At 72.0% G+C, this 20,088-nt stretch carries 19 protein-coding genes and 1 riboswitch; of the genes, 8 read left to right on the forward strand and 11 right to left on the reverse strand.

The features are described from left to right. Positions 1–16: 16 nt before the first annotated feature. Positions 17–108, reverse strand: a riboswitch (cobalamin riboswitch). Positions 109–197: 89 nt separating this feature from the next. Then, positions 198–929 carry a phosphotransferase gene (locus ACN6LB_RS25725; protein ID WP_445027986.1) on the forward strand — a complete coding sequence of 244 codons (732 nt, stop codon included), beginning with the start codon at positions 198–200 and terminating at the stop codon, positions 927–929. Here the strand turns inward: ACN6LB_RS25725 and ACN6LB_RS25730 are convergent. Further along, complete coding sequence (locus ACN6LB_RS25730) at positions 926–2,077, reverse strand: serine hydrolase domain-containing protein (RefSeq protein WP_445027987.1); 1,152 nt, start codon at positions 2,075–2,077, stop codon at positions 926–928. The two genes, ACN6LB_RS25725 and ACN6LB_RS25730, sit on opposite strands and share 4 nt — an antisense overlap. Positions 2,078–2,193: 116 nt before the next feature. Further along, positions 2,194–3,423: a PP2C family protein-serine/threonine phosphatase gene (locus ACN6LB_RS25735; protein ID WP_445027988.1), complete on the reverse strand. Its 1,230-nt coding sequence runs from the start codon at positions 3,421–3,423 to the stop codon at positions 2,194–2,196. Between the two features lie 187 nt (positions 3,424–3,610). On the opposite strand from ACN6LB_RS25735, the gene ACN6LB_RS25740 reads away from it, so the two are divergent. Beyond that, positions 3,611–5,713, forward strand: a complete 2,103-nt coding sequence (locus ACN6LB_RS25740) for an ATP-binding protein (protein WP_445027989.1) — start codon at positions 3,611–3,613, stop codon at positions 5,711–5,713. A gap of 36 nt (positions 5,714–5,749) precedes the next feature. Here ACN6LB_RS25740 and ACN6LB_RS25745 read toward each other — a convergent pair whose 3' ends face one another. Then, positions 5,750–6,781, reverse strand: a complete 1,032-nt coding sequence (locus ACN6LB_RS25745; RefSeq protein WP_445027990.1) for an MBL fold metallo-hydrolase — start codon at positions 6,779–6,781, stop codon at positions 5,750–5,752. A 201-nt stretch (positions 6,782–6,982) separates the two neighbouring features. Between ACN6LB_RS25745 and ACN6LB_RS25750 the strand changes: the two genes are divergently transcribed. Both ACN6LB_RS25750 and ACN6LB_RS25755 read left to right on the forward strand, forming a co-directional pair. Beyond that, positions 6,983–8,440: an aldehyde dehydrogenase gene (locus tag ACN6LB_RS25750; protein ID WP_445027991.1), complete on the forward strand. Its 1,458-nt coding sequence runs from the start codon at positions 6,983–6,985 to the stop codon at positions 8,438–8,440. 6 nt (positions 8,441–8,446) lie between these two features. After that, a complete protein-coding gene (locus ACN6LB_RS25755; RefSeq protein ID WP_356143041.1) occupies positions 8,447–8,683 on the forward strand; it encodes a ferredoxin in 237 nt (78 codons plus the stop codon). 52 nt (positions 8,684–8,735) lie between these two features. On the opposite strand, the gene ACN6LB_RS25760 is transcribed toward ACN6LB_RS25755, so the two are convergent. Beyond that, positions 8,736–9,077 carry a DUF6193 family natural product biosynthesis protein gene (locus ACN6LB_RS25760; protein WP_445027992.1) on the reverse strand — a complete coding sequence of 114 codons (342 nt, stop codon included), beginning with the start codon at positions 9,075–9,077 and terminating at the stop codon, positions 8,736–8,738. Beyond that, positions 9,070–9,726 (reverse strand): TetR family transcriptional regulator, encoded by a 657-nt coding sequence (locus tag ACN6LB_RS25765; RefSeq protein WP_445027993.1) that lies wholly within the window; start codon positions 9,724–9,726, stop codon positions 9,070–9,072. The genes ACN6LB_RS25760 and ACN6LB_RS25765 overlap by 8 nt, the downstream gene beginning before the upstream one ends. Positions 9,727–9,933: 207 nt before the next feature. Here ACN6LB_RS25765 and ACN6LB_RS25770 point away from each other — a divergent pair, with 207 nt between their 5' ends. From ACN6LB_RS25770 to ACN6LB_RS25780, 3 genes are read left to right on the forward strand one after another with little or no spacing between them, the layout of a single operon-like run. After that, entirely contained in the window at positions 9,934–11,424 is a 1,491-nt protein-coding gene (locus tag ACN6LB_RS25770; protein WP_445027994.1) for a glycosyltransferase family 4 protein, read from the forward strand. Then, complete coding sequence (locus tag ACN6LB_RS25775) at positions 11,418–12,161, forward strand: class I SAM-dependent methyltransferase (RefSeq protein WP_356143049.1); 744 nt, start codon at positions 11,418–11,420, stop codon at positions 12,159–12,161. The genes ACN6LB_RS25770 and ACN6LB_RS25775 overlap by 7 nt, the downstream gene beginning before the upstream one ends. After that, positions 12,158–13,228, forward strand: coding sequence for a prenyltransferase/squalene oxidase repeat-containing protein (locus ACN6LB_RS25780; RefSeq protein ID WP_445027995.1), 1,071 nt, complete (start codon positions 12,158–12,160; stop codon positions 13,226–13,228). The genes ACN6LB_RS25775 and ACN6LB_RS25780 overlap by 4 nt, the downstream gene beginning before the upstream one ends. Before the next feature lie 25 nt (positions 13,229–13,253). On the opposite strand, the gene ACN6LB_RS25785 is transcribed toward ACN6LB_RS25780, so the two are convergent. Continuing rightward, on the reverse strand, positions 13,254–13,547 hold the full coding sequence (locus tag ACN6LB_RS25785; protein WP_356148761.1) for a hypothetical protein: 294 nt from the start codon (positions 13,545–13,547) through the stop codon (positions 13,254–13,256). 164 nt (positions 13,548–13,711) lie between these two features. On the opposite strand from ACN6LB_RS25785, the gene ACN6LB_RS25790 reads away from it, so the two are divergent. Beyond that, entirely contained in the window at positions 13,712–14,257 is a 546-nt protein-coding gene (locus ACN6LB_RS25790) for a hypothetical protein (RefSeq protein ID WP_445027996.1), read from the forward strand. On the opposite strand, the gene ACN6LB_RS25795 is transcribed toward ACN6LB_RS25790, so the two are convergent. The 5 genes from ACN6LB_RS25795 to ACN6LB_RS25815 all read right to left on the reverse strand — a co-directional run bounded on the left by ACN6LB_RS25795 (position 14,254) and on the right by ACN6LB_RS25815 (position 19,887). Further along, positions 14,254–15,270, reverse strand: coding sequence for an LLM class F420-dependent oxidoreductase (locus ACN6LB_RS25795; RefSeq protein WP_445027997.1), 1,017 nt, complete (start codon positions 15,268–15,270; stop codon positions 14,254–14,256). The genes ACN6LB_RS25790 and ACN6LB_RS25795 overlap by 4 nt on opposite strands. 119 nt (positions 15,271–15,389) lie before the next feature. Next, entirely contained in the window at positions 15,390–16,214 is an 825-nt protein-coding gene (locus tag ACN6LB_RS25800; RefSeq protein ID WP_445027998.1) for a hypothetical protein, read from the reverse strand. 185 nt (positions 16,215–16,399) lie between these two features. Beyond that, the gene (locus ACN6LB_RS25805) at positions 16,400–17,368 is read right to left on the reverse strand and encodes an N-acetylmuramoyl-L-alanine amidase (protein WP_445027999.1); all 969 of its coding nucleotides are present in this window, start codon (positions 17,366–17,368) and stop codon (positions 16,400–16,402) included. 22 nt (positions 17,369–17,390) lie between these two features. Next, positions 17,391–18,053: a class I SAM-dependent methyltransferase gene (locus ACN6LB_RS25810; protein WP_445028000.1), complete on the reverse strand. Its 663-nt coding sequence runs from the start codon at positions 18,051–18,053 to the stop codon at positions 17,391–17,393. 91 nt (positions 18,054–18,144) lie between these two features. Continuing rightward, positions 18,145–19,887 (reverse strand): MFS transporter, encoded by a 1,743-nt coding sequence (locus ACN6LB_RS25815; protein WP_445028001.1) that lies wholly within the window; start codon positions 19,885–19,887, stop codon positions 18,145–18,147. Between the last annotated feature and the right edge of the window lie 201 nt (positions 19,888–20,088).

Genomic DNA, 20,088 nt, shown 5'->3' on the forward strand with positions numbered 1-20,088 from the left:
GCCGGTGGCGCGAGCCGGTCACGTCCCGTGCGGGGCAGTCCGGCTCACCGACCGCGGTGCGGGCGGATGACGGTTGCGGGGTCAGCGCCGGAATTGCACCGGCTTCCCCCCGTACGGGCGTGATGACGACGCGCTCACTCTACCGGCCCGTACACAACCGGCTGAGGGCCGCCTGTGCGTCTCGGTAGGTTCGGGCCATGGGAACGGGGAGCACAGGAAGCACGGGACGGCTGCTCGGCTCGGGGCGTACGGCCGATGTGTACGAGTACGAGGGCGAGTTGGCGTCCGGGGACGACGAGGCGTGGGTGCTGCGCCGCTACCGGGGCGAGTACGGGGACGCGGCCGCCGAGGCCGAGGTCATGGAGCATGTACGCGGTCACGGCTATCCCGTGCCGCGGGTGCGGGCGGCGACGCGGTCGGACCTGGTGATGGAGCGGCTGTCCGGGCCGACGATGCTGGAGGCCTTCGCGGCCGGCCGGCTCGGCCCGCGCGAGGCCGGCTCCCTTCTCGCCCGACTCCTGCGCGACCTGCACGCCGTGCCGGCCCGGGTCGGCCAGGACCCCGAGGTCCGCGTACTGCACCTGGACCTGCACCCGGAGAACGTGATCCTCACCTCCGACGGTCCGAAGGTCATCGACTGGAACACCGCCGAGGAGGGGCCGCCCGGCCTCGACTGGGGCATGTCCGCCGTGATCGTGGCCCAGGTCGCCGTCGGCGGACTCACCGGCTTCGAGTCCCGGGCGGCGATGGCGCGGTCCGTCCTGACGGCGCTGCTCACCGACGAGCAGGCCCCCTCCGCGATGACGGAGGAGGGTCTCGTCCAGGCGCGGCGGCGGAGGGCGGCCAACCCCACCATGAGCCCGGCCGAGGTCGAGGCCCTGGGCGCGGCCGAGGAGCTGATCCGTACCTTGCTCGTCCAGGGGGCCTAGGCCTGCGGGTCTGCCGTGCAGCGCCAGAAGTCGCGCATCACGGGCGGGGGTGTCGGGCTCTCCATGGCCACCTGGGTGAGCAGGAGGGTGACCGTGTTCGTGGACGGGATGATGTGGCCCGTCGTTCCGGTGCCGCCGGTCCAGCCGTAACGGCCCGGCACGTTCCAGGGGTTGGTGGGCTCGATGTCGACGGCGGCGCCGTAGCCCCAGCCCTGGCCTTCCAGGAAGAGGGAGCCGATCTCGCGCTGGGCCGGGGTGAGGTGGTCGGTGGTCATCCGGCGCACCGCGGCGGCGGACAGCAGGCGCCGGTCGCCCGTGGTGCCCTCGGCGAGCAGGAGCCGGGCGAAGGCCAGCCAGTCGTCGGCGGTCGAGACGAGGCCGCCGCCTCCGGAGGGGAAGGCGGGCACGGCGGTCCACTGTCCGTCGGGGGTGTCGGCCAGTTCGAGGCCGCCGCCGGGGGCGGGCCGGTAGGCGCTGGTGAAACGGTGGCGCTTGGCGGCCGGTACCTCGAAATCCGTGTCGTTCATGCCCAGCGGCTCGAAGATCCGCTCGGCCAGGAACTCCGGGAGCGGACGGTCCGCGACCCTGCTGACCAGGATGCCCTGGAGGTCGGACGAGGTGCCGTACAGCCAGGCCTCGCCGGGCTGGTGGAGCAGCGGGACGCGGGCCAGGTCGGTCAGCCAGGCGTCCGGCGGCGGGTAGGCCTGCGGCTCGCGGCCGTCCTTCTGCACGGTGAAGAGCCGCTGGACCGCCGGGAGCGAGAAGTCGGACGGGAAGCCCCAGCCGGTACGGGAGGAGAGCAGGTCGGACACGGTGATCGGCCGGGTGGCCGGGACCAGGTCGTCGACCGGGCTCGTCGGCGTCCGTACGGCCATCGGCTTCGCCAGTTCCGGCAGCCACGCGTCGACCGGGTCCTCCAGCGCGATCCGGCCCTCGTCGACCAGCATCATGACCGCCGCCGCGGTGACCGGTTTGGTGATCGAGGCGATGCGGAAGATCGTGTCCCTGGCCATCGGGGCGGTGCCGTCGACGTCCACGGACCCGACGGCCCGCACCTCGACCCGGTCGCCGCGGGCCACCAGGCCCACCGCTCCCGGCACCGTGCCCTTGTCGACGTATGTGGTGAGGAGGTCGTGCAGGCTGCTCATCGGTCCACCTTCCGGCTTTCGGGCGATGCGGTCACAGGGGTGACTTCCGCGGACACACGGAATCATCGGTACGGCGCCGGTGAGGTTCACTTCGACCAGCTTCGAGCGGTGCGGTGTCACGGAACCTGTGCGTGCGCCGCGGCCCTGCGGTCCGTGGGCTGGCACAGCACCAGGGCCACGTCGTCGGCGGGGGAGGCGCCGGTGTGGGCGACCAGTCGGGCGTAGAGGGAGTGCAGGGCGTCCTCGGGGAGCGGTTCGCGCAGGGCGAGCGCGGCCTCGCCCAGGAGCGGGAAGGGCGCGCCCGTCGGGTCTCGGGCCTCGGTCAGCCCGTCGGTGTAGAGGAGGAGGCGGTCGCCGGGCTGGAGGCGTACGCGGTACTGCCGCGGGTCGGGGGAGAGTCCCAACGGCGTTGTGGAGCAGGAGGGTTCGAGCAGCTCGATGCGGTGGCCGGCGCGCAGGGGTGCCGGGTGGCCGCAGTTGACCAGCCGCACCTCACCGGGCGCGAACTCGGCGAGCAGCGCCGTGACGAAGTCCTCGGGGCCCAGGTCGGGGCCCAGTCGTGCGTCGAGGCGGTCGACGAGTGTCGTCAAGTCGGGTGTCGTGTAGGCGAGTTCGCGGAACCCGGCGATCGTCTCGGCGGTCAGGCGCAGGGCCTCCAGACCATGACCGCGTACGTCGCCGACGAGCACCCGCAGTCCGTACGGCGTCACCGCGACGTCGTAGAGGTCGCCGCCGACCGCCGACTCCCGCACCGCGCTGTAGTAGCGGGTGCACACCCGGGTCCCCTCCAGGGTGCGGGAGACGGGCCGCAGGATCACCTCCTGGGTGACCCGGGCGACCTCGCGGACGTGTGCCAGCGTCCGGGTGAGGCGGTCGCGCTGCCGGGCCGTGTACACGGTGAGCGCGCAGCCGAACAGCAGCCAGCTCCAGTCGACGACGAAGGTCCCGGTCAGCAGCGTGCCGTCACCCCAGCCCATCAGCAGGCCGAGCGCCGCGGACCAGCTGCAGACCACAAGCGTGTGCCGCACTCCGAGCCGCACGCAGGCCAGCAGCGGGCCGATGAGCAGCAGCATGACCAGCGGCGGAACGGAGTCGAGCAGAACCACGGGCGCGGCGATCAGCAGACAGGCGGCCAGGGGTGCCAGCAGCAGTCGCACTTCGCGCCGTCCGGCCGCCGGGGCGGTGGAAGCGGGGTCCGTACGACGCTCCGCGCGACCCGCCCCGCTGCCGCCCGGGCCCGGTCCCGCACCGGTGCTCGTCCCCGCACCCGTTCCCGTCCCCGCACTTCTGCGCTTGGCGACCGCCACGCCCTTCCCGCTTCTGCCGCCCCTGTTCATGGCGGTCATCCCCTGCCCCTGATCCCTTTCGGCCATCTCCCGACGATCGCCGACTATTTCCCTCCGCACCTTCACCAACAGCGTGTTGATCGCATCTCATCGAAATGTGCCCGGAAATGACGAGGTCGCGCCGCCTTTGTGTCCGAGTTGCGGGACTTGGGCATCGGGTGGGGGCGATCCGACCACACTGGTCCCTGTGTCCGACAAGACGACCGGTGGCCGACCGGGCAACCCCGGCAACCTGCCCGCCGACCCGCGCAGCTTCATCGGGCGACGGGACGAACTCGACTGGCTGGACAAGGAGTTGGACCCGGGCTCGGGTGTCCACCGGTTGGTGGGGCTGGTCGGGGCCGGCGGGGTCGGCAAGACGCGGCTCGCGCTGCGGGCCGCGGGCCGGGTCCGGGACGCGTACCCCGACGGCGTCTGGCTGGTGGAGCTCTCCCCGCTGCACACGGCGGGCCTGGTCGGCCTGGCCGTCGTCGAGGCGCTGCGGCTCGCCGACCAGTCGACGCGAGCGGTCGCCGAGGTGCTGGCCGAATGGGCCGAGGGCAAACGGCTGTTGCTGATTCTCGACTCCTGCGAGCACGTCCTGGCGGACTGCGTGGCGCTGGCCGAGACGCTGCTGCCGATCCTTCCCGGACTGCGCATCCTCGTCACGAGCCGCGAACCGCTCGGGCTGCCGGGCGAGTGGGTGCTGCGCCTCGACCCGCTGCCGGTCGCCGACGACGCCGTGGCCCTATTCACCGACCGTGCCGCCGCCGCGGCCCCCGGCTTCGTCCTGGACGACGGCAACCGCGACACCGTGAAGGCCGTCTGCCGCCGCCTCGACGGCATCCCGCTCGCCCTCGAACTCGCCGCGGCCCGCCTCTGCGAACTCTCCCTCGCCCAGCTGCACGCCCGCCTCGGCGAACGCCTGCCCTCTCCGCTCGACCTGCTCACCTCGGACGACCTCGACACGCACGACGAGCCGGGGCCGGCGCGCCACCGCACCCTGCGGACCACCATCGGCTGGAGCCACGAACTGTGCGCGCCGCTGGAGCGGTTGCTGTGGGCCAGGCTCTCGGTGTTCGCGGGCGGCTTCTGCCCGGACGCCGCCGAGGAGGTCTGCGCGGGGGGCCCGCTGCCGGCGACGCGGATCGAGGGCCTGCTCGCACGCCTCGTCGAGCAGTCGATCGTGCTGCGCCACCGCACCGAGCCGGGCCGCTTCCGACTCCTCGACACCGTACGGGAGTTCGGCGCCGACTGGCTGCGCGCGCTCGGCGAGGAACACGCCGTGCGGCTGCGCCATCGCGACTACTACCGGCGTCTCGCCCGCGAGGGCTGCGCCGAGTGGAACACCGGACGCCAGGTGGCGTGGTGCGAGCGCACGCTCACCGAGAACGCCAACCTCCGCGCCGCCATGGACTGCGCGCTCACCCGGCCCGGCGCTCCCACCACCCTGGAAATGGCGGCCGACGTCGGCTTCCTGTGGCGCCACTGCGGCTATCTGCGCGACGCCCAGCACTGCCTCGACCTGGCGCTCGCCGCCGACCCGGCCCCCGGCCCCGACCGCACCCGCGCGCTGTGGGCGCGGGGCGCGGTGGCACTGCTCCAGGGTGACCTGGACGTCGCGGTCGGCTGGGCGGTGCGGTGCGCGGACGCGGCGAAGGAGCAGGGCGACGCGGTGGCCGTGGTGGCCGCCACGTACATCACGGGCGGTCAACTCGCCCTGAGCGGGCGGCTGTCCGAGGCGATCGAGGTGCTCGGCGCGGCACCCAGGCTGCCGGTCCGGGACGACGGGCTCGGAGCCGCCCAGCTTCAGGTGCGTCTCGCGCTCTCCTTCGCGTATCTGCTGCGCGGTGACCACGACGAGGCGCGCACCGTCGCCGACGAGGTGCGGCAGTCCAGCGCGGATCACGGCGAGTGCTGGGCGGGTGCCTTCGCCGACTGCTTCGTGGCGCAGGCCGACCTGGCCCGCGGCGACGTCGGCGCTGCCGTGCGCAACGCCCGTACCGCTCTCGCCGGGCACGGGCTGCTGCACAACACCGTGGGGGTGGCGTTGTCCCTGGAGGTCCTCGCCGGCGCGGTCGTCGCGGCCGGTGACGGCCACCGAGCGGCCCGCCTCCTCGGCATCGGCCAGTGCGTCTGGGAACTCACCGGACGCGCCCAGATGAACTCTCCCGACCTGATCGCCGGCCGCCGCATCCATGAACTCCGCGTCCGTGCGGAGATCGGCGACGAGGCCTACGAGAAGGCGTACGTCGAGGGCCTCGCGATGCCGTACGAGGAGGGGCTGCACTACGCGGCGAGCGGCCGGTGACGCGAGGGCCGCGGGGACGCACGGCCCCGTAGTCCCTCACACGGCCACGTACGTCACCGGATCGCTCCCCGTCACCGCCTCCGCCCGCCCCAGCTTGACCAGCCGCCGCACATGGGCCTCGGCCTCGGACACCGCGATGTTCCTTGATCCGTAGGGAATTTGGTCCCAGGGCCGGTTCCACTCCATGCGCTCGGCGAGCTGCCAGGCGGTGAGCGGCTCGGCGAGCAGGCCCAGCAGCCCGGTGAGCCGTTCCTCGTGGTGGGCGAGCAACTCCCGTACACGCGCGGGCGCGTCCGTGAACGCGTGCTGGTGTGCGGGAAGGACTTCGGCGGGGCCGAGGCGGCCGACGCGCTCCAGGGAGTCGAGATAGTCGCCGAGGGGGTCGGTGACCGTGGTGTCGTCCGGGTCCTCGTAGAGGCCGATGTGCGGAGTGATCCGCGGCAGGAGGTGGTCGCCGGAGAACAGGCGCCCGTTGCCCGCGAGCCGGGCCGGATGGGCCTCCTCCAGGTGGAGGCAGACGTGGCCGGGCGTGTGGCCGGGAGTCCAGATCGCGCGCAGCCGGCGGCCCGGCAGCGCGAGGAGTTCGCCGGGGACGATCTCGCGGTCGGGGAGCGCGGGGGAGAAGCCGGGAAGGGCGCGCGGGCGGTCCCGGGCGCTGCGCAGCGGCGCCACGTGCTCCTCGGGCGCGCCGGCCGCGGCCAGTTTGGCCGCCATGTAGGCGAACCAGCGCTCGGGCCGGTTCTCCCGGGTGCGCCGCACGATGGCGATGTCGGCGGCGTGCATCGCGATCCACGCGCCGGAGGCGTCCCGCACCTTGGCCGACAGCCCGTGGTGGTCGGGGTGGTGGTGGGTGATGACGACCCCGTGGATCTCGGCGACGGACGTCCCGCATGCGGTGAGCCCCTCGACGAGGGCGTCCCAGGACGCCGGGTCGTCCCAGCCGGTGTCGATCAGTACCGGACCCCGGTCGGTGTCGACGACGTACACGAGGGTGAAGCCGAGGGGATTGTCCGGGATGGGGACCCGCAGGGACCGTACGTCCCCGCCGTGATCGGACACCTGAGTCATGGGCTCCCCAATCGCCGTCGTCCGGCCGTGCCTTCCGGCCACTCTAACTAGAACAGGTTTCGACAGTAGCCCAAGACGACCTTCCGGGCCCCGTCCCACCCGTGGACTCCGTGGGCCGGAGCTGGTATCAAGCTTCGTATCTGATGGATCGTCAGAGAAGGCCGCAGATGGCCGGAGAACGGCCCCCGGGAGGCAGTCGCCATGACCGAGCTCGTGGAACACGGACAGCTGTTCATCGGCGGGGAGTTGGCGGACCCCCTCGGCAAGGACGTCATCGAGGTGATCTCGCCGCACACCGAGGAGGTCATCGGGCGGGTGCCGCACGCCTCGACGGGCGACGTGGACCGTGCGGTAGCCGCCGCCCGCAAGGCGTTCGACGAGGGCCCCTGGCCGCGGATGACCCTCGACGAGCGGATCGCGGTCGTCACCCGGATCAAGGACGCGATCGCCGTACGCCACGAGGAGATCGCCCGCGTCATCTCCTCCGAGAACGGGTCGCCGTACTCCTGGAGCGTCCTCGCCCAGGCGCTCGGCGCGATGATGGTGTGGGACGCGGCGATCACGGTCGCGCGGGACTACACCTACGAGCAGACGCGCGACGGAGTCCTCGGGAAGATCCTGGTGCGCCGGGAGCCGGTGGGTGTGGTCGCGGCCGTAGTCCCCTGGAACGTCCCGCAGTTCGTGGCCGCGGCCAAGCTCGCACCCGCGCTGCTGACCGGCTGCACGGTGGTGCTCAAGCCCTCGCCCGAGTCGCCCCTGGACGCGTACATCCTCGCCGAGATCACCCGCGAGGCCGGGCTGCCGGAGGGCGTGCTGTCGATCCTCCCGGCGGACCGCGAGGTCAGCGAGTACCTGGTCGGGCACCCGGACGTCGACAAGGTCTCCTTCACCGGATCGGTCGCGGCCGGCAAGCGCGTGATGGAGGTCGCCTCCCGCAACCTCACGCGCGTGACACTGGAGTTGGGCGGAAAGTCGGCGGCCGTGGTGCTGCCCGACGCGGACCTCGCCACGGCGGTCCCCGGGATCGTCTCGGCGGCCTGGATGAACAACGGCCAGGCGTGTGTCGCCCAGACCCGCATCCTTCTCCCGCGCTCGCGCTACGACGAGTTCGCGGACGCCTTCGCCACGGCGGCGAGTGCGCTCGTGGTCGGCGACCCCCTCGACCCGGCCACCCAGGTCGGCCCGCTGGTCGCCAGGCGCCAGCAGCAGCGCAACCTCGACTACATACGCATCGGCCAGGAGGAGGGCGCCAAGATCCTCACGGGCGGCGGCCGTCCGCCCGGCCTGGACCGCGGCTGGTACGTCGAACCGACCCTCTTCGGTGACGTCGACAACTCCATGCGGATCGCCCGCGAGGAGATCTTCGGCCCGGTCATCTGCCTGCTGCCCTACGGCGACGAGACCGAGGCCGTGAAGATCGCCAACGACTCCGACTACGGCCTCAGCGGCAGCGTCTGGACCGCGGACGTCGCGCACGGCATCGACGTCGCCCGGCAGGTCCGCACCGGCACGTACTCCGTCAACACCTTCAGCCTCGACATGCTCGGCCCCTTCGGCGGCTACAAGAACTCGGGCCTGGGCCGGGAGTTCGGCCCCGAGGGCTACGGCGAGTTCCTGGAGCACAAGATGATCCACCTGCCGGCCGGCTGGGAGGGCTGAGCGGCCATGGGCGACCGCTGGCACGTGGACGTCGACCGCTCCCTCTGCATCGGCTCGGCTCAGTGCGTCCACCTCGCACCGGAGTCCTTCCGCCTCGACTCCGGCATGCAGTCCCACCCCGTCGCCCCGGACACCGACGCCCACGAAAAGGTCCTGGAGGCGGCGGAGGGCTGTCCGGTGGAGGCGATCGTGATCACGCTGCTGGGGAGCGGGGAGCCGGTGTTCCCGCCGGATGAGTCTTGAGAACGGACCATGCCGGCGAAGGGAACCCGTCTTGTGGGTCGTTCGTGTGCGATCACATGTCCGGGGGCAGGTGGGCCACCACCAGCGCCGCCGCTTCGCGAGGTGTCGCGGCCTCCCCCAGGGGGCCGCGGTGGATCGCGCTCACCTTGTACGGCGGTCCGTCGCAGATGACGTACGGCAGGTCGTCCCGGTGTGTCCCGTCGAACGGAGGGCCGCTGCGCAGCAACTTCAGCGTGCCGTGGCTCGGGAAGGGGTACAGGACGCGCAGGCGCGGCTCGGCGTGGGCGGCCGCGGCGATGGCGAACAGCTCCTCGCCGCCGTAGTAGCCCCGGGTGCCCGGTCTGCGCTCCAGGAGCCACCGCCAGGCGGTCTCGGCGTCCGGGGCCTCAGCCACGGGACGTGCCCTCGGCGGACGGGTCCGTCAGGTCGATCAACCGGCAGACCGTTTCGATGTCGATCTTGACCTGGGCGATGGAGGCGCGGCCGGAGAGCCAGGTGATGAGGGCCGAGTGCCAGGTGTGCTCGATGACGCGGACCGCGGAGAGCTGGGCGGGGGTGGGGTCGGCCAGCCCCATCGCGTCCAGGATGATCACCGTCGTCTGGCGGGAGACCTGGTCGACCTCGGGGCTGACGCTGCGGTCCGCGAACGTGAGCGCGCGGACCATGGCGTCGGCGAGGTGCGGCTCGCGCTGCAGGGCGCGGAAGGCCCGCATCAGGGTCTCGGCGACGCGCTCCGCCGCCGTGTCGCCCGTCGGCGGCTTCTTGCGCAGGGTGCCGTGCATGTGCTCCAGCTGGTCCTGCATGGTGGCGACCAGCAGGTGCACCTTCGAGGGGAAGTAGCGGTAGAGCGTGCCGAGCGCGACCTGCGAGGACTCCGCGACCTCGCGCATCTGCACCGCGTCGAAGCCGCCCCTGCTGGCCAGTTGGGCGCTCGCGTGCAGGATGCGCCGGCGGCGCGCCTCCTGCCGCTCCGTGAGGGGCGGCGAGGCAGGGCGCGCGGCACTGGGGCCGGCGCTTACTTCCACCTTGACTTCCGCAGGCATGGGTCCCGTTCCGTGGCACTCGGTGAGGCGGGCGATCAGACAGCATGACAGGGTGTCGGCCGTGGCGTGAATCACCTGATCCACCGCTCACAGTGGTCCTACCTGCCGGTAGATTCAGAGCCTCTTGGACGATCAAGTCTGAAACTTGTTCTAGATTACCGTCCCGGCGTAATCTCGCGGGAAAACGCAGGGAGAGAGGGGCCCGGAGTGACCGCTGAGGCCAGAGAGGCGGGTCCTCGGGAGGACTCCGCCGCCGACGGCGAGCGACCGCTCGACATCGCGCTCCTCACTTACCGAGGCGACCCCTTCTGCGGCGGTCAGGGCGTCTACATACGGCACCTCTCACGCGAACTCGTCCGCCTCGGCCACCGCGTCGAGGTCATCGGCTCCCAGCCGTACCCCGTCCTCGACGAGGGCGAAGGCCTGCCCGGGCTCTCCCTCACCGAACTGCCCAGCCTCGACCTGTACCGCCAGTCCGACCCCTTTCGCACCCCGAAGCGCGAGGAGTACCGGGACTGGATCGACGCCCTCGAAGTCGGCACGATGTGGACCGGCGGCTTCCCCGAGCCGCTGACCTTCTCGCTGCGCGCCCGCCGCCATCTGCGCGCCCGCCGCGGCGAGTTCGACGTCGTGCACGACAACCAGACGCTCGGCTACGGCCTGTTGGGCGACGTCGGCGCGCCGCTGGTCACCACCATTCACCATCCCATAACCGTGGACCGGCAGTTGGAGCTGGACGCCGCGCAGGGCTGGGGCCAGCGGTGGTCCAAACGGCGCTGGTACTCCTTCACCCGTATGCAGAAGCGCGTCGCGCGCCGGCTGCCCTCCGTGCTCACCGTCTCCGGCACCTCCCGCCAGGAGATCGTCGAGCATCTCGGCGTACGCGACGAACGCATCCACGTCGTGCACATCGGCGCCGACACCGACCTTTTCTCGCCCGATCCGGCCGTCCCGCAGATTCCGGGCAGGATCGTCACCACCTCCAGCGCCGACGTGCCGCTCAAGGGGCTCGTCTTCCTCGTCGAGGCGCTCGCGAAGGTGCGCACCGAACACCCCGGCGCACACCTCGTCGTCGTCGGCAAGCGCGCCGAGGACGGGCCGGTCGCCCAGGCCATAGAGCGCTACGGCCTCGAAGGCGCCGTCGAGTTCGTCAAGGGGATCTCCGACGCCGAGCTCGTCGACCTGGTGCGCTCGGCCGAGGTCGCCTGCGTGCCGTCCCTGTACGAGGGCTTCTCCCTCCCCGCCGCCGAGGCGATGGCCACCGGCACGCCGCTCGTGGCCACCACCGGCGGGGCGATCCCGGAGGTCGCGGGCCCCGACGGGGAGACCTGCCTCGCCGTACCGCCGGGCGACGCCGGCGCCCTGGCCGCCGCGCTGAGCCGGCTCCTCGGCGACCCCGGGCTGCGCGCGCGACTCGGCACCGCCGGGCGCAAGCGGGTGCTCGCCCGCTTCACCTGGGCCAAGGCGGCCGAGGGCACGGTGGCCCACTACCGCGAAGCGATGGCCCGCGCCGCGGGCGGACCCCCGAGCCGCCCCGCGCCCCCGAGCCGCTCCGGACCCGCAGGCCGCTCCGGACCCGCAGGCCGCTCCGGACCCGAGAGCCCCTCCGAGGCGGGCCCCGACAGCTCCGCAGTCCACAACCCCGGCCGCCCCGCGGCCGCCACAAGCGTCTATCGCGAAAGCAGGGCCACGTGCTGACCGTCGACTTCTCCCGGTTCCCGCTCGCCCCGGGCGACCGCGTCCTGGACCTCGGCTGCGGTGCCGGTCGGCACGCGTTCGAGTGCTACCGGCGCGGTGCCCAGGTCGTGGCGCTCGACCAGAACGGGGAGGAGATCCGCGAGGTCGCCAAGTGGTTCGCGGCGATGAAGGAGGCGGGCGAGGCGCCGGCCGGGGCCACCGCCACGGCCATGGAGGGCGACGCCCTCGCGCTGCCCTTCCCCGACGAGTCCTTCGACGTCGTGATCATCTCCGAGGTCATGGAGCACATCCCCGACGACAAGGGCGTCCTCGCCGAGATGGTCCGGGTGCTCCGGCCCGGCGGCCGCATCGCGATCACCGTCCCGCGCTACGGCCCCGAGAAGGTCTGCTGGACGCTCTCGGACGCCTACCACGAGGTCGAGGGCGGCCACATCCGCATCTACAAGGCGGACGAGCTGCTCGGCAAGATCCGTGAGGCGGGCCTCAAGCCGTACGGCACGCATCACGCCCACGCGCTGCACTCCCCGTACTGGTGGCTGAAGTGCGCGTTCGGCGTCGACAACGACAAGGCGCTGCCCGTGCGGGCGTACCACAAGCTCCTGGTCTGGGACATCATGAAGAAACCCCTCGCGACGAGGGTCGCCGAGCAGGCGCTGAACCCGCTGATCGGCAAGAGCTTCGTGGCGTACGCGACCAAGCCGCACCTGCCCTCCGACCTCGCGGCGGACGCTTCGTGACCACCCCCCGCACAGAGCACCTCGTGCTGCCCGGGGTCCTCACCGCGGAGCAGGCCGGCGCCACGGTGCGCGGCATCCTCGCGGTGCAGCGCCCGGACGGCGCCATCCCGTGGTTCCGCGGACACCACCTCGACCCCTGGGACCACACCGAGGCCGCGATGGCGCTCGACGCGGCGGGCGAGCACGCCGCCGCCGAGCGGGCCTACGAGTGGCTGGCGCGGCACCAGAACGAGGACGGTTCCTGGTACGCGGCGTACGCGGACGGCGACTTCGCCGACGTCACGGACCGCGGCCGCGAGACGAACTTCGTCGCGTACATCGCGGTCGGCGTCTGGCACCACTACCTCGCGACCGGCGACGACACGTTCCTGGACCGGATGTGGCCCGCCGTGTACGCGGCCGTGGAGTTCGTGCTGCGGCTGCAGCAGCCGGGCGGCGAGATCGGCTGGAAGCGCGAGGACGACGGTACGGCGGTGAACGACGCGCTGCTGACCGGCAGTTCGTCCATCCACCACGCGCTGCGCTGTGCGCTCGCCATCGCCGAGCAGCGTGAAGAGGTGCAGCCCGACTGGGAGTTGGCGGTCGGCGCGCTGCGCCATGCGATCCGCCGGCACCCGGAGCGGTTCCTCGACAAGGACCGCTACTCGATGGACTGGTACTACCCGGTGCTCGGGGGCGCGTTGACCGGCGCCGAGGCCAAGTCCCGCATAGAGGAGGGCTGGGACCGCTTCGTGGTCCCCGGGTTCGGGGTCCGCTGCGTGGTCCCCAACCCGTGGGTGACCGGCGGCGAGTCCGCCGAACTCGCCCTCGCCCTCTGGGCGGTGGGCGAGTCCGACCGGGCCCTGGAGATCCTCCAGTCCATCCAGCACCTGCGCGATGCGAGGACCGGCCTGTACTGGACGGGTTTCGTCTTCGAGGACCAGGCGATCTGGCCCGAGGAACTCACCACCTGGACCGCCGGTTCCCTGCTCCTCGCCGTCGCCGCTCTCGGCGGCGACGAGCCCACCTGCGCGGTCTTCAGCGGCGAACGCCTCCCGACGGGCCTGAACCCGGACTGCTGCGAGTAGCACAGCACTCCGGGCCCACCGGCCCTCAGTGGCGGTGCATCCGGTTGGCGATGGCGTGGCCGACGAAGAGGTAGACGACGGCCGCGAGGCCGTAGCCCGCCACGACGCGCGCCCACGCCTCGTCGAACGTGAACAGGTCGCGCGACCAACCGGCCAGCCAGGTTGCCGCGTCGTGGATGAACTGCACCAGGTCGTTGGCGCGGTTCGCGTCCAGTAGGTAGAACAGGATCCAGAGACCGAGGATGACGGCCATGATGTCCGCGACGATCGCGATGACCGTCCCCGCCTGATTGGAACCGTTGCGATATCGAGGGGACATGGTCTGCGGGTAGCCCTCCTGACACCCTTGAAACCCGTACGGGACAAGGGTTCTGCCCCGATTGGGCTCACCCGGGTGGCGGAGCCGTGAGGACGGGGTGAGGCTGCTGGTGGAGCCGTGACTCCCGGGTCGCCCGGGAGGACCGTTCACCCCCGGAGGACCTCGTGCCCGTACACATACGGCGCCTGCTCGTGGCGCTCACTCTCAGCTGCACCCTGTTCGTCGGCGCCACGGCCTGTGGCAACGGCACGGCGAAGGACACCGCCGCCGTGGTGGCCGCCGCCACCCCCAGCAGCTCGCCGGAGAAGCAGAAGCTCGCCAAGACCCGCTTCGTGGCGAACGCGGGACTCGCGGCCGGGGCCACCTACCAGTGGATCGTGAAGCCCTGGAAGGCCGGCAAGTTCAAGAAGGGCGCGAAGGGCCGTACGTTCGCGCTGATCAAGGCGGGCCTCGCGGGCACCTTCGCGTACAACCGCCTCAAGGCCGCGTCCAGGAACGCCAAGGGCGACCCCACGCTCTCCAAGGCCGTCGCCCCGCTCACCGCGGGCATCGACGCCCTCAAGGACCTGCCGTCCAAGCTGCGCAAGGGCGACGACTCCGCGGCCAGTTCCTTCGACGACGTCATCAACAAGGTCAAGGACGCCGGAAAGAGCGCGGGCGCCGAGGTCAAGGACAAGGTCCCGTCGGCCTCCGAGCTCTCGGGCGGCTAGGACCGGGAGTTCAGCTCGGCCAGCACCCGCAGGGTGTGCGGGTCCGGTGCCAGGACCAGGAGGTCCGTCACCGCGCCCTTGCGCCACAACTCCAGCCGCTCCGCGATGCGTTCACGCGGCCCTACGAGGGAGATCTCGTCGGCGAAGGCGTCCGGCACAGCGAGGACGGCCTCCTCCCGGCGCCCGGCCAGGAACAGTTCCTGGACGCGGCGCGCTTCGTCCTCGAAGCCCATGCGGGCCATCAGGTCGGCGTGGAAGTTGCGTGCCGCGTGCCCCATCCCGCCGATGTAGAAGCCGAGCATCGCCTTGACGGGCAGCAGCCCTTCGGCGACGTCGTCGCAGACCCGCGCCTGCGCCATGGGGGCGACGAGGAAGCCTTCCGGGGCCCCTTCGAGTGAGGCCGCGTAGACGTCCGTACGGAGCGGCGACCAGTACAGCGGCAGCCAGCCGTCCGCGATCCGTGTCGTCTGCGCGATGTTCTTCGGGCCCTCCGCGCCGAGCAGGACCGGCAGTTCGGCGCGCAGCGGGTGCGTGATCGGCTTCAGCGCCTTGCCGAGGCCCGTACCGTCGGCGCCCCGGTAGGGGAGGGGATGGAAGCGGCCGTCCAACTCAACGGGCGCCTCGCGCCTGAGGACTTGGCGTACGACATCCACGTACTCCCTGGTCGCGGTCAGCGGCGACTTCGGGAACGGCCGCCCGTACCACCCCTCGACGACCTGCGGCCCCGACAGCCCGAGGCCGAGCATCATCCGTCCGCCGGACAGGTGGTCCAGGGTGAGCGCGTGCATCGCGGTCGTGGTGGGGGAGCGGGCGGCCATCTGGGCAACCGCCGTGCCCAGCTTGATCCTTGACGTCCGCGCGGCGATCCAGGTGAGCGGCGTGAAGGCGTCCGACCCCCAGGACTCCGCGGTCCACACGGAGTCGTAGCCGAGCCGCTCCGCCTCCTGGGCCAGCGGCACATGGTCCGCGGAAGGGCCGCGTCCCCAGTATCCGAGTGCGAGACCGAGCCGCATGATGCCTCCAGAGACCAACGCCTGACGGAGTGTCAGATTCTCCAGTTACGGCATGCGACTGTACGACAACGGCCCCCCGCCCGGAAGGGCGAGGGGCCGGTCGTGGACGGGGCCGGGCGTCAGCCGCGCTGAATGCCCGAGGTGTCCTGCAGTACGCCGCGGCGGCCGTCCTGCGTCTGCGCCACCAGGGTCGCGCCGCGCTGCTCGACGGCCAGGTACCAGGTGCCCGGCGCCAGTTCGGCGATCGGGGTCGGCGCACCGTCCTCGCCGAACAGCGGACGAGCCACCGGCACGGCGAACCAGAACGGCGAGAAGTCCCCGGCGGGCTGCCCCTGCGGGGCCCCCGCCTGCGGCTGGCCCGGCTGCGGGGGCGGGGTGGGCTGGCTGGGCTGCGCACCGTACGGCTGGCCCTGCGGCTGACTGCCGTAGGGCTGGCCCGGCTGCTGGGCGGCGCCCGGGTAGCCGTAACCACCCTGCGGCTGACCGCCGTAGGGCTGCCCGGCGATCTGCGGCTTCGGAGCGCCGACGAGCGCGGCCTTCAGGGCCGGGACGAGCGGCGTGGCGATCGCGGCACCGGCGAGCACCAGGGCGGCGAGGAAGCCGAGGATGAGGCCGGAGCCGGAGTCCTCGGCGTCGATGAGCCACCACAGCAGCGCCCAGCAGGAGGCGACCGCGAACGCGACACCCACCGTGCCGAGGTCGAGGCCCGCCACCTTGCGCGGCTGGGGAAGGGCCCGGGCGATCACGATGAGTGCGGCGCCGGCCACACCGAGCATGTAGGTGCCGAGTCCGAGGCCCAGGGTGTCCCAGGAGTTCGGAGCTTCGTAGTTGCCGCAGTAGCTGCCGGTGCAGCCGGGGGCCAGACCGAGGAACGACGCGATGAAGAGCAACACCGCTGCTCCGATCACCACGCCGTCGCCTCGAGTGAGCGAGCGGATATTCACTTCACAGGTCCTTCGTCAGTCGTCTCGTCATCGGTGGAGGCGTCGCTCTCACCACGCCGCCGGCGGCCGCGCCGTGCAGCGCGCCGTCAGGCCGTGGTGGGAAAGCGCGGGGGTGGCCCCTCATCGTAGGGAGGACACTATCGTCCGCCTGACGTGAGTGTCCGCCGGGATCCGTGCAACAAGCACTACCCGTGCAGGAAACTCACGATTCCCTCAGAGATCCCATGCGCCGCCTTCTGCCGCCACGCGCCGCTGGTCAGCAGCGCCGCGTCCTTGCTATCGCGCATGTTGCCGCACTCGATGAACACCTTGGGAACCGTTGACAGATTGAGACCGCCGAGATCCCTGCGGACGACAAGTCCGGTGCCGTCGCCGATGTAGTTCGAAGGCGCGCTGCCGGTGTCGCGCACGAAGTTGCCCGCGATGCGCTCGCCGAGATCGCGGGAGGAGGCGACGATGGGGCGGGTGTCGGCGGCGCCCGCGTGCACGGAGGCGGGAAGGATCACGTGGAAGCCGCGGTTGCCGGCCGCGGAGCCGTCCGCGTGGATGGAGACGACCGCGTCCGCGTGCGCGTTGTTGCCGATCCGCGCCCGCTCGTCGACGCACGGGCCCCACGGGCGGTCGCCGTCCTGGGTGAACTTCACCGTGGCGCCCTGCTCCTGGAGGATCGTGCGCAGCCGGCGCGCGACGTCGAGCGTGAACTGGGCTTCCGTGTAACCCGCGTTGGTCGAGGTGCCCGTCGTGTCGCACTCCTTCCAGTTCGTACCGATGTTCACCTTGCGGTTGATGTCGGCCGCGTGCTGGAAGTTGCCCGCGTTGTGCCCCGGGTCGATGACGACGACCTTGCCCTTGAGGGGGCCGGAGGCGGCGGGGCGGGATGTGGAGACCGTCGGGCTGGGGCTCGGCTTCTTGCCGTCGTCCGAGGGGGAAGCCGAGGAGGGTGCGACGGAGGTGGGCGCCGAGGTGCTGTGAGAGGTCGGCGCGGGCGCCGCCTTGTCCGCGCCACCGCCTCCGTCGCCGGAGTCGCCCACCGCCGTGTAGACGAGCCAGCCGACCAGCGCCGTGGGCACCAGGGCGGCGAGCGCGACGGTCAGTGGGCCGCGCCGGGAACGGCGCGGCTGGGGAGGATCGAAGTCAGGGCCTACGTACGACACGTCAGCGACTCTAACCGGGCCCTCAGATCCCTGCTCCCGTTCGCCGCAGGACGCGCAGCGAGTCGGTCGCCGAGACCTCGGTGAACGCGCCGGACGCCAGGGCGCGGAGATAGACGCGGTACGGCGCCTGACCGGTGAACTCGTCCACCGGGTCCGGGAACACGTCGTGGATGAGGAGCAGGCCCCCTTCGGCCACATGGGGCGCCCAGCCCTCGTAGTCGCCGCTCGCGTGCTCGTCGGTGTGGCCGCCGTCGATGAAGACCACCCCGAGGGGCGAACCCCAGAACGCGGCGATCTGCGGGGAGCGGCCGACCAGCGCGACCACATGGTCCTCCAGGCCCGCCCTGTGCAGGGTGCGCCGGAAGGTGGGCAGCGTGTCCATCAGGCCGATCTGCGGGTCGACCGTCTCCGGGTCGTGGTACTCCCAGCCCGGCTGCTGCTCCTCGCTGCCCCGGTGGTGGTCGACGGTGAGCGCGGTGACCCCGGCCTCGCGGGCCGCGTCGGCGAGCAGGATCGCGGAGCGCCCGCAGTACGTGCCGACCTCCAGCAGCGGCAGGCCCAGCCGCCCGGCCTCGACGGCCGCCGCGTACAGCGCGAGCCCCTCGCCCAGGGGCATGAATCCCTTGGCGGCCTCGAACGCGGCGAGGATCTCGGGCTTGGGCTCGGGCTTGGGTGCCGCGGGCATGGGGGGCCTTTCCGTCGTACGTGCCTGTCGGCGCCCCATGCTGCCGCACCCCCGTGCCGCGCGGGCGACGGGGGTGCGGCGATCGGCGGGATCAGGCGGAGACTGTCTCGCTCGGCAGGGCGAGGTCCAGGTCGACCGGGCGGTCGTCGCCGGTGTGCGACGCCGAGGACGCCAGCGGTCCGTGGCCGGCGGCCTTGGCGGCCAGGACGTAAGCGCCCTGGGCGGGCACGGCGAGGGCGTAGCTGCCGTCCTCCGCGGAGAGCGTCGCGCCCGCCTGGCGGCCGCGCCGGTCGATCAGGGTGACCTTGGCGCGGGCGACCGGGACGCCGTCGACGTTCAGGACGCGGCCGCGGAAGCCTCCGAGGATCTCCTGCGCCCGCTCCAGCGCGGCGTCCTCCTCGCTGCTGGCGCGCAGCTGCGGCTTGGTGGCCTGGCGCTGCTTCGGCAGGAAGATCGCGAACAGCAGGCCGAGGGCCACCGCGCCGGTCGCGATCAGGAAGGACACCCGGAAGCCGTGCATGGTGGGGATCGCGACGCCGCCGACGTGGTTCGCCGTGTTGGCGAGCACCATGCCGATGACGGCGCTCGACACGGACGTACCGATGGAGCGCATGAGGGTGTTGAGGCCGTTGGCGGCGCCCGTCTCCGACGCGGGGACCGCGCCGACGATCAGCGCGGGCAGCGAGGAGTAGGCGAGGCCGATGCCCGCGCCCAGGACCACCGAGATGACGATGGTCTGCCAGGCGGCGCTCATCAGGCCGAGGCCGGCGCCGTAGCCGATCGCGATGATCAGCATGCCGAGGATGAGGGTGGTCTTGGGGCCGTACTTCGCCGATATCCGGGCGTAGACGGGCGCCGTGAACATCATCGTCAGACCCAGCGGGGCCACGCACAGGCCCGCGACGACCATCGACTGGCCGAGGCCGTAGCCGGTGGCGGAGGGCAGCTGGAGGAGCTGGGGCAGGACGAGCGAGACGACGTAGAAGGAGACGCCGACCATGATCGAGGCGAGGTTGGTGAAGAGCACCGCGGGACGTGCGGTGGTGCGCAGGTCCACCAGCGGAGCCTTCACGCGCAGCTCCATCACGCCCCACAGGAGCAGGACGGCGACCGCCGCGCCGAACAGGCCGAGCGTGGTGCCCGAGCTCCAGCCCCAGTCGCTGCCCTTGGTGATCGGCAGCAGGAGCAGGACGAGGCCGGCGGACAGGCCGAGCGCGCCCAGCCCGTCGAAGGTGCCCTCGGCGCGCATCGGGGACTCGGGTACGAAGAGGAGGGTGAGGGTGATGGAGATGACGCCGAGGCCGGCGGAGCCGTAGAAGAGGGCGTGCCAGCTGGTGTGCTGCGCGACCAGGGCCGCGAGCGGCAGCGCGAGTCCGCCGCCGACGCCGATCGAGGAGCTCATCAGGGCCATCGCCGAGCCGAGCTTCTCGCGGGGCAGCATGTCGCGCATCAGGCCGATGCCGAGCGGGATGGCGCCCATCGCGAAGCCCTGGAGGGTGCGGCCCGCGATCATCGGCAGCAGTGCGCTGGTGAACGCGCTGACCAGTGAGCCCGCCACCATGACGGCGAGGCTGGTGAGCAGCATGCGCCGCTTGCCGAAGAGGTCGCCGAGGCGGCCCATGATCGGCGTGGCCACCGCGCCGGAGAGCAGCGTCGAGGTCAGGACCCAGGTGGCGTTGCTGGGTGAGGTGTTCAGCAGCTCCGGCAGGTCCTTGATGACCGGGACGAGCAGGGTCTGCATGACCGCGACAACGATGCCCGCGAAGGCGAGCACCGGCACGATTCCGCCGCCGCCGGGCTTTCGCATGCGTACGTCCGTCGTTGTCTGGCTCATTGCGTGCGGCCTCCAGGGCGGCGAGAGGGGTCCGGGCGGTGGTCCGGGCCGTTGTTCTTGCGGAGTATGTGCAGGGTGAACCTCGTGCGCCGGGGCAACTATTCCGTTGCTTTGAGTCCCTAACGAATTCTTGACCTTCTCATGGGGATCTGATCTCCCGTCAGACCCCTGTCGCCGGAATGGAACGTGTTCTAGTCTGGC

It is taken from the genome of Streptomyces sp. SAS_270 (assembly GCF_052543295.1).

What these genes read in the sequence shown, in the direction of transcription:
- ACN6LB_RS25735 (WP_445027988.1), bottom strand. Translation starts at nt 3,423, where the DNA reads ATGACCGCCATGAACAGGGGCGGCAGAAGCGGGAAGGGCGTGGCGGTC.
- ACN6LB_RS25750 (WP_445027991.1), top strand. Translation starts at nt 6,983, where the DNA reads ATGACCGAGCTCGTGGAACACGGACAGCTGTTCATCGGCGGGGAGTTG.
- ACN6LB_RS25810 (WP_445028000.1), bottom strand. Translation starts at nt 18,053, where the DNA reads ATGCCCGCGGCACCCAAGCCCGAGCCCAAGCCCGAGATCCTCGCCGCG.
- ACN6LB_RS25725 (WP_445027986.1), top strand. Translation starts at nt 198, where the DNA reads ATGGGAACGGGGAGCACAGGAAGCACGGGACGGCTGCTCGGCTCGGGG.
- ACN6LB_RS25745 (WP_445027990.1), bottom strand. Translation starts at nt 6,781, where the DNA reads ATGACTCAGGTGTCCGATCACGGCGGGGACGTACGGTCCCTGCGGGTC.
- ACN6LB_RS25755 (WP_356143041.1), top strand. Translation starts at nt 8,447, where the DNA reads ATGGGCGACCGCTGGCACGTGGACGTCGACCGCTCCCTCTGCATCGGC.
- ACN6LB_RS25785 (WP_356148761.1), bottom strand. Translation starts at nt 13,547, where the DNA reads ATGTCCCCTCGATATCGCAACGGTTCCAATCAGGCGGGGACGGTCATC.
- ACN6LB_RS25795 (WP_445027997.1), bottom strand. Translation starts at nt 15,270, where the DNA reads ATGCGGCTCGGTCTCGCACTCGGATACTGGGGACGCGGCCCTTCCGCG.
- ACN6LB_RS25815 (WP_445028001.1), bottom strand. Translation starts at nt 19,887, where the DNA reads ATGAGCCAGACAACGACGGACGTACGCATGCGAAAGCCCGGCGGCGGC.
- ACN6LB_RS25765 (WP_445027993.1), bottom strand. Translation starts at nt 9,726, where the DNA reads ATGCCTGCGGAAGTCAAGGTGGAAGTAAGCGCCGGCCCCAGTGCCGCG.
- ACN6LB_RS25730 (WP_445027987.1), bottom strand. Translation starts at nt 2,077, where the DNA reads ATGAGCAGCCTGCACGACCTCCTCACCACATACGTCGACAAGGGCACG.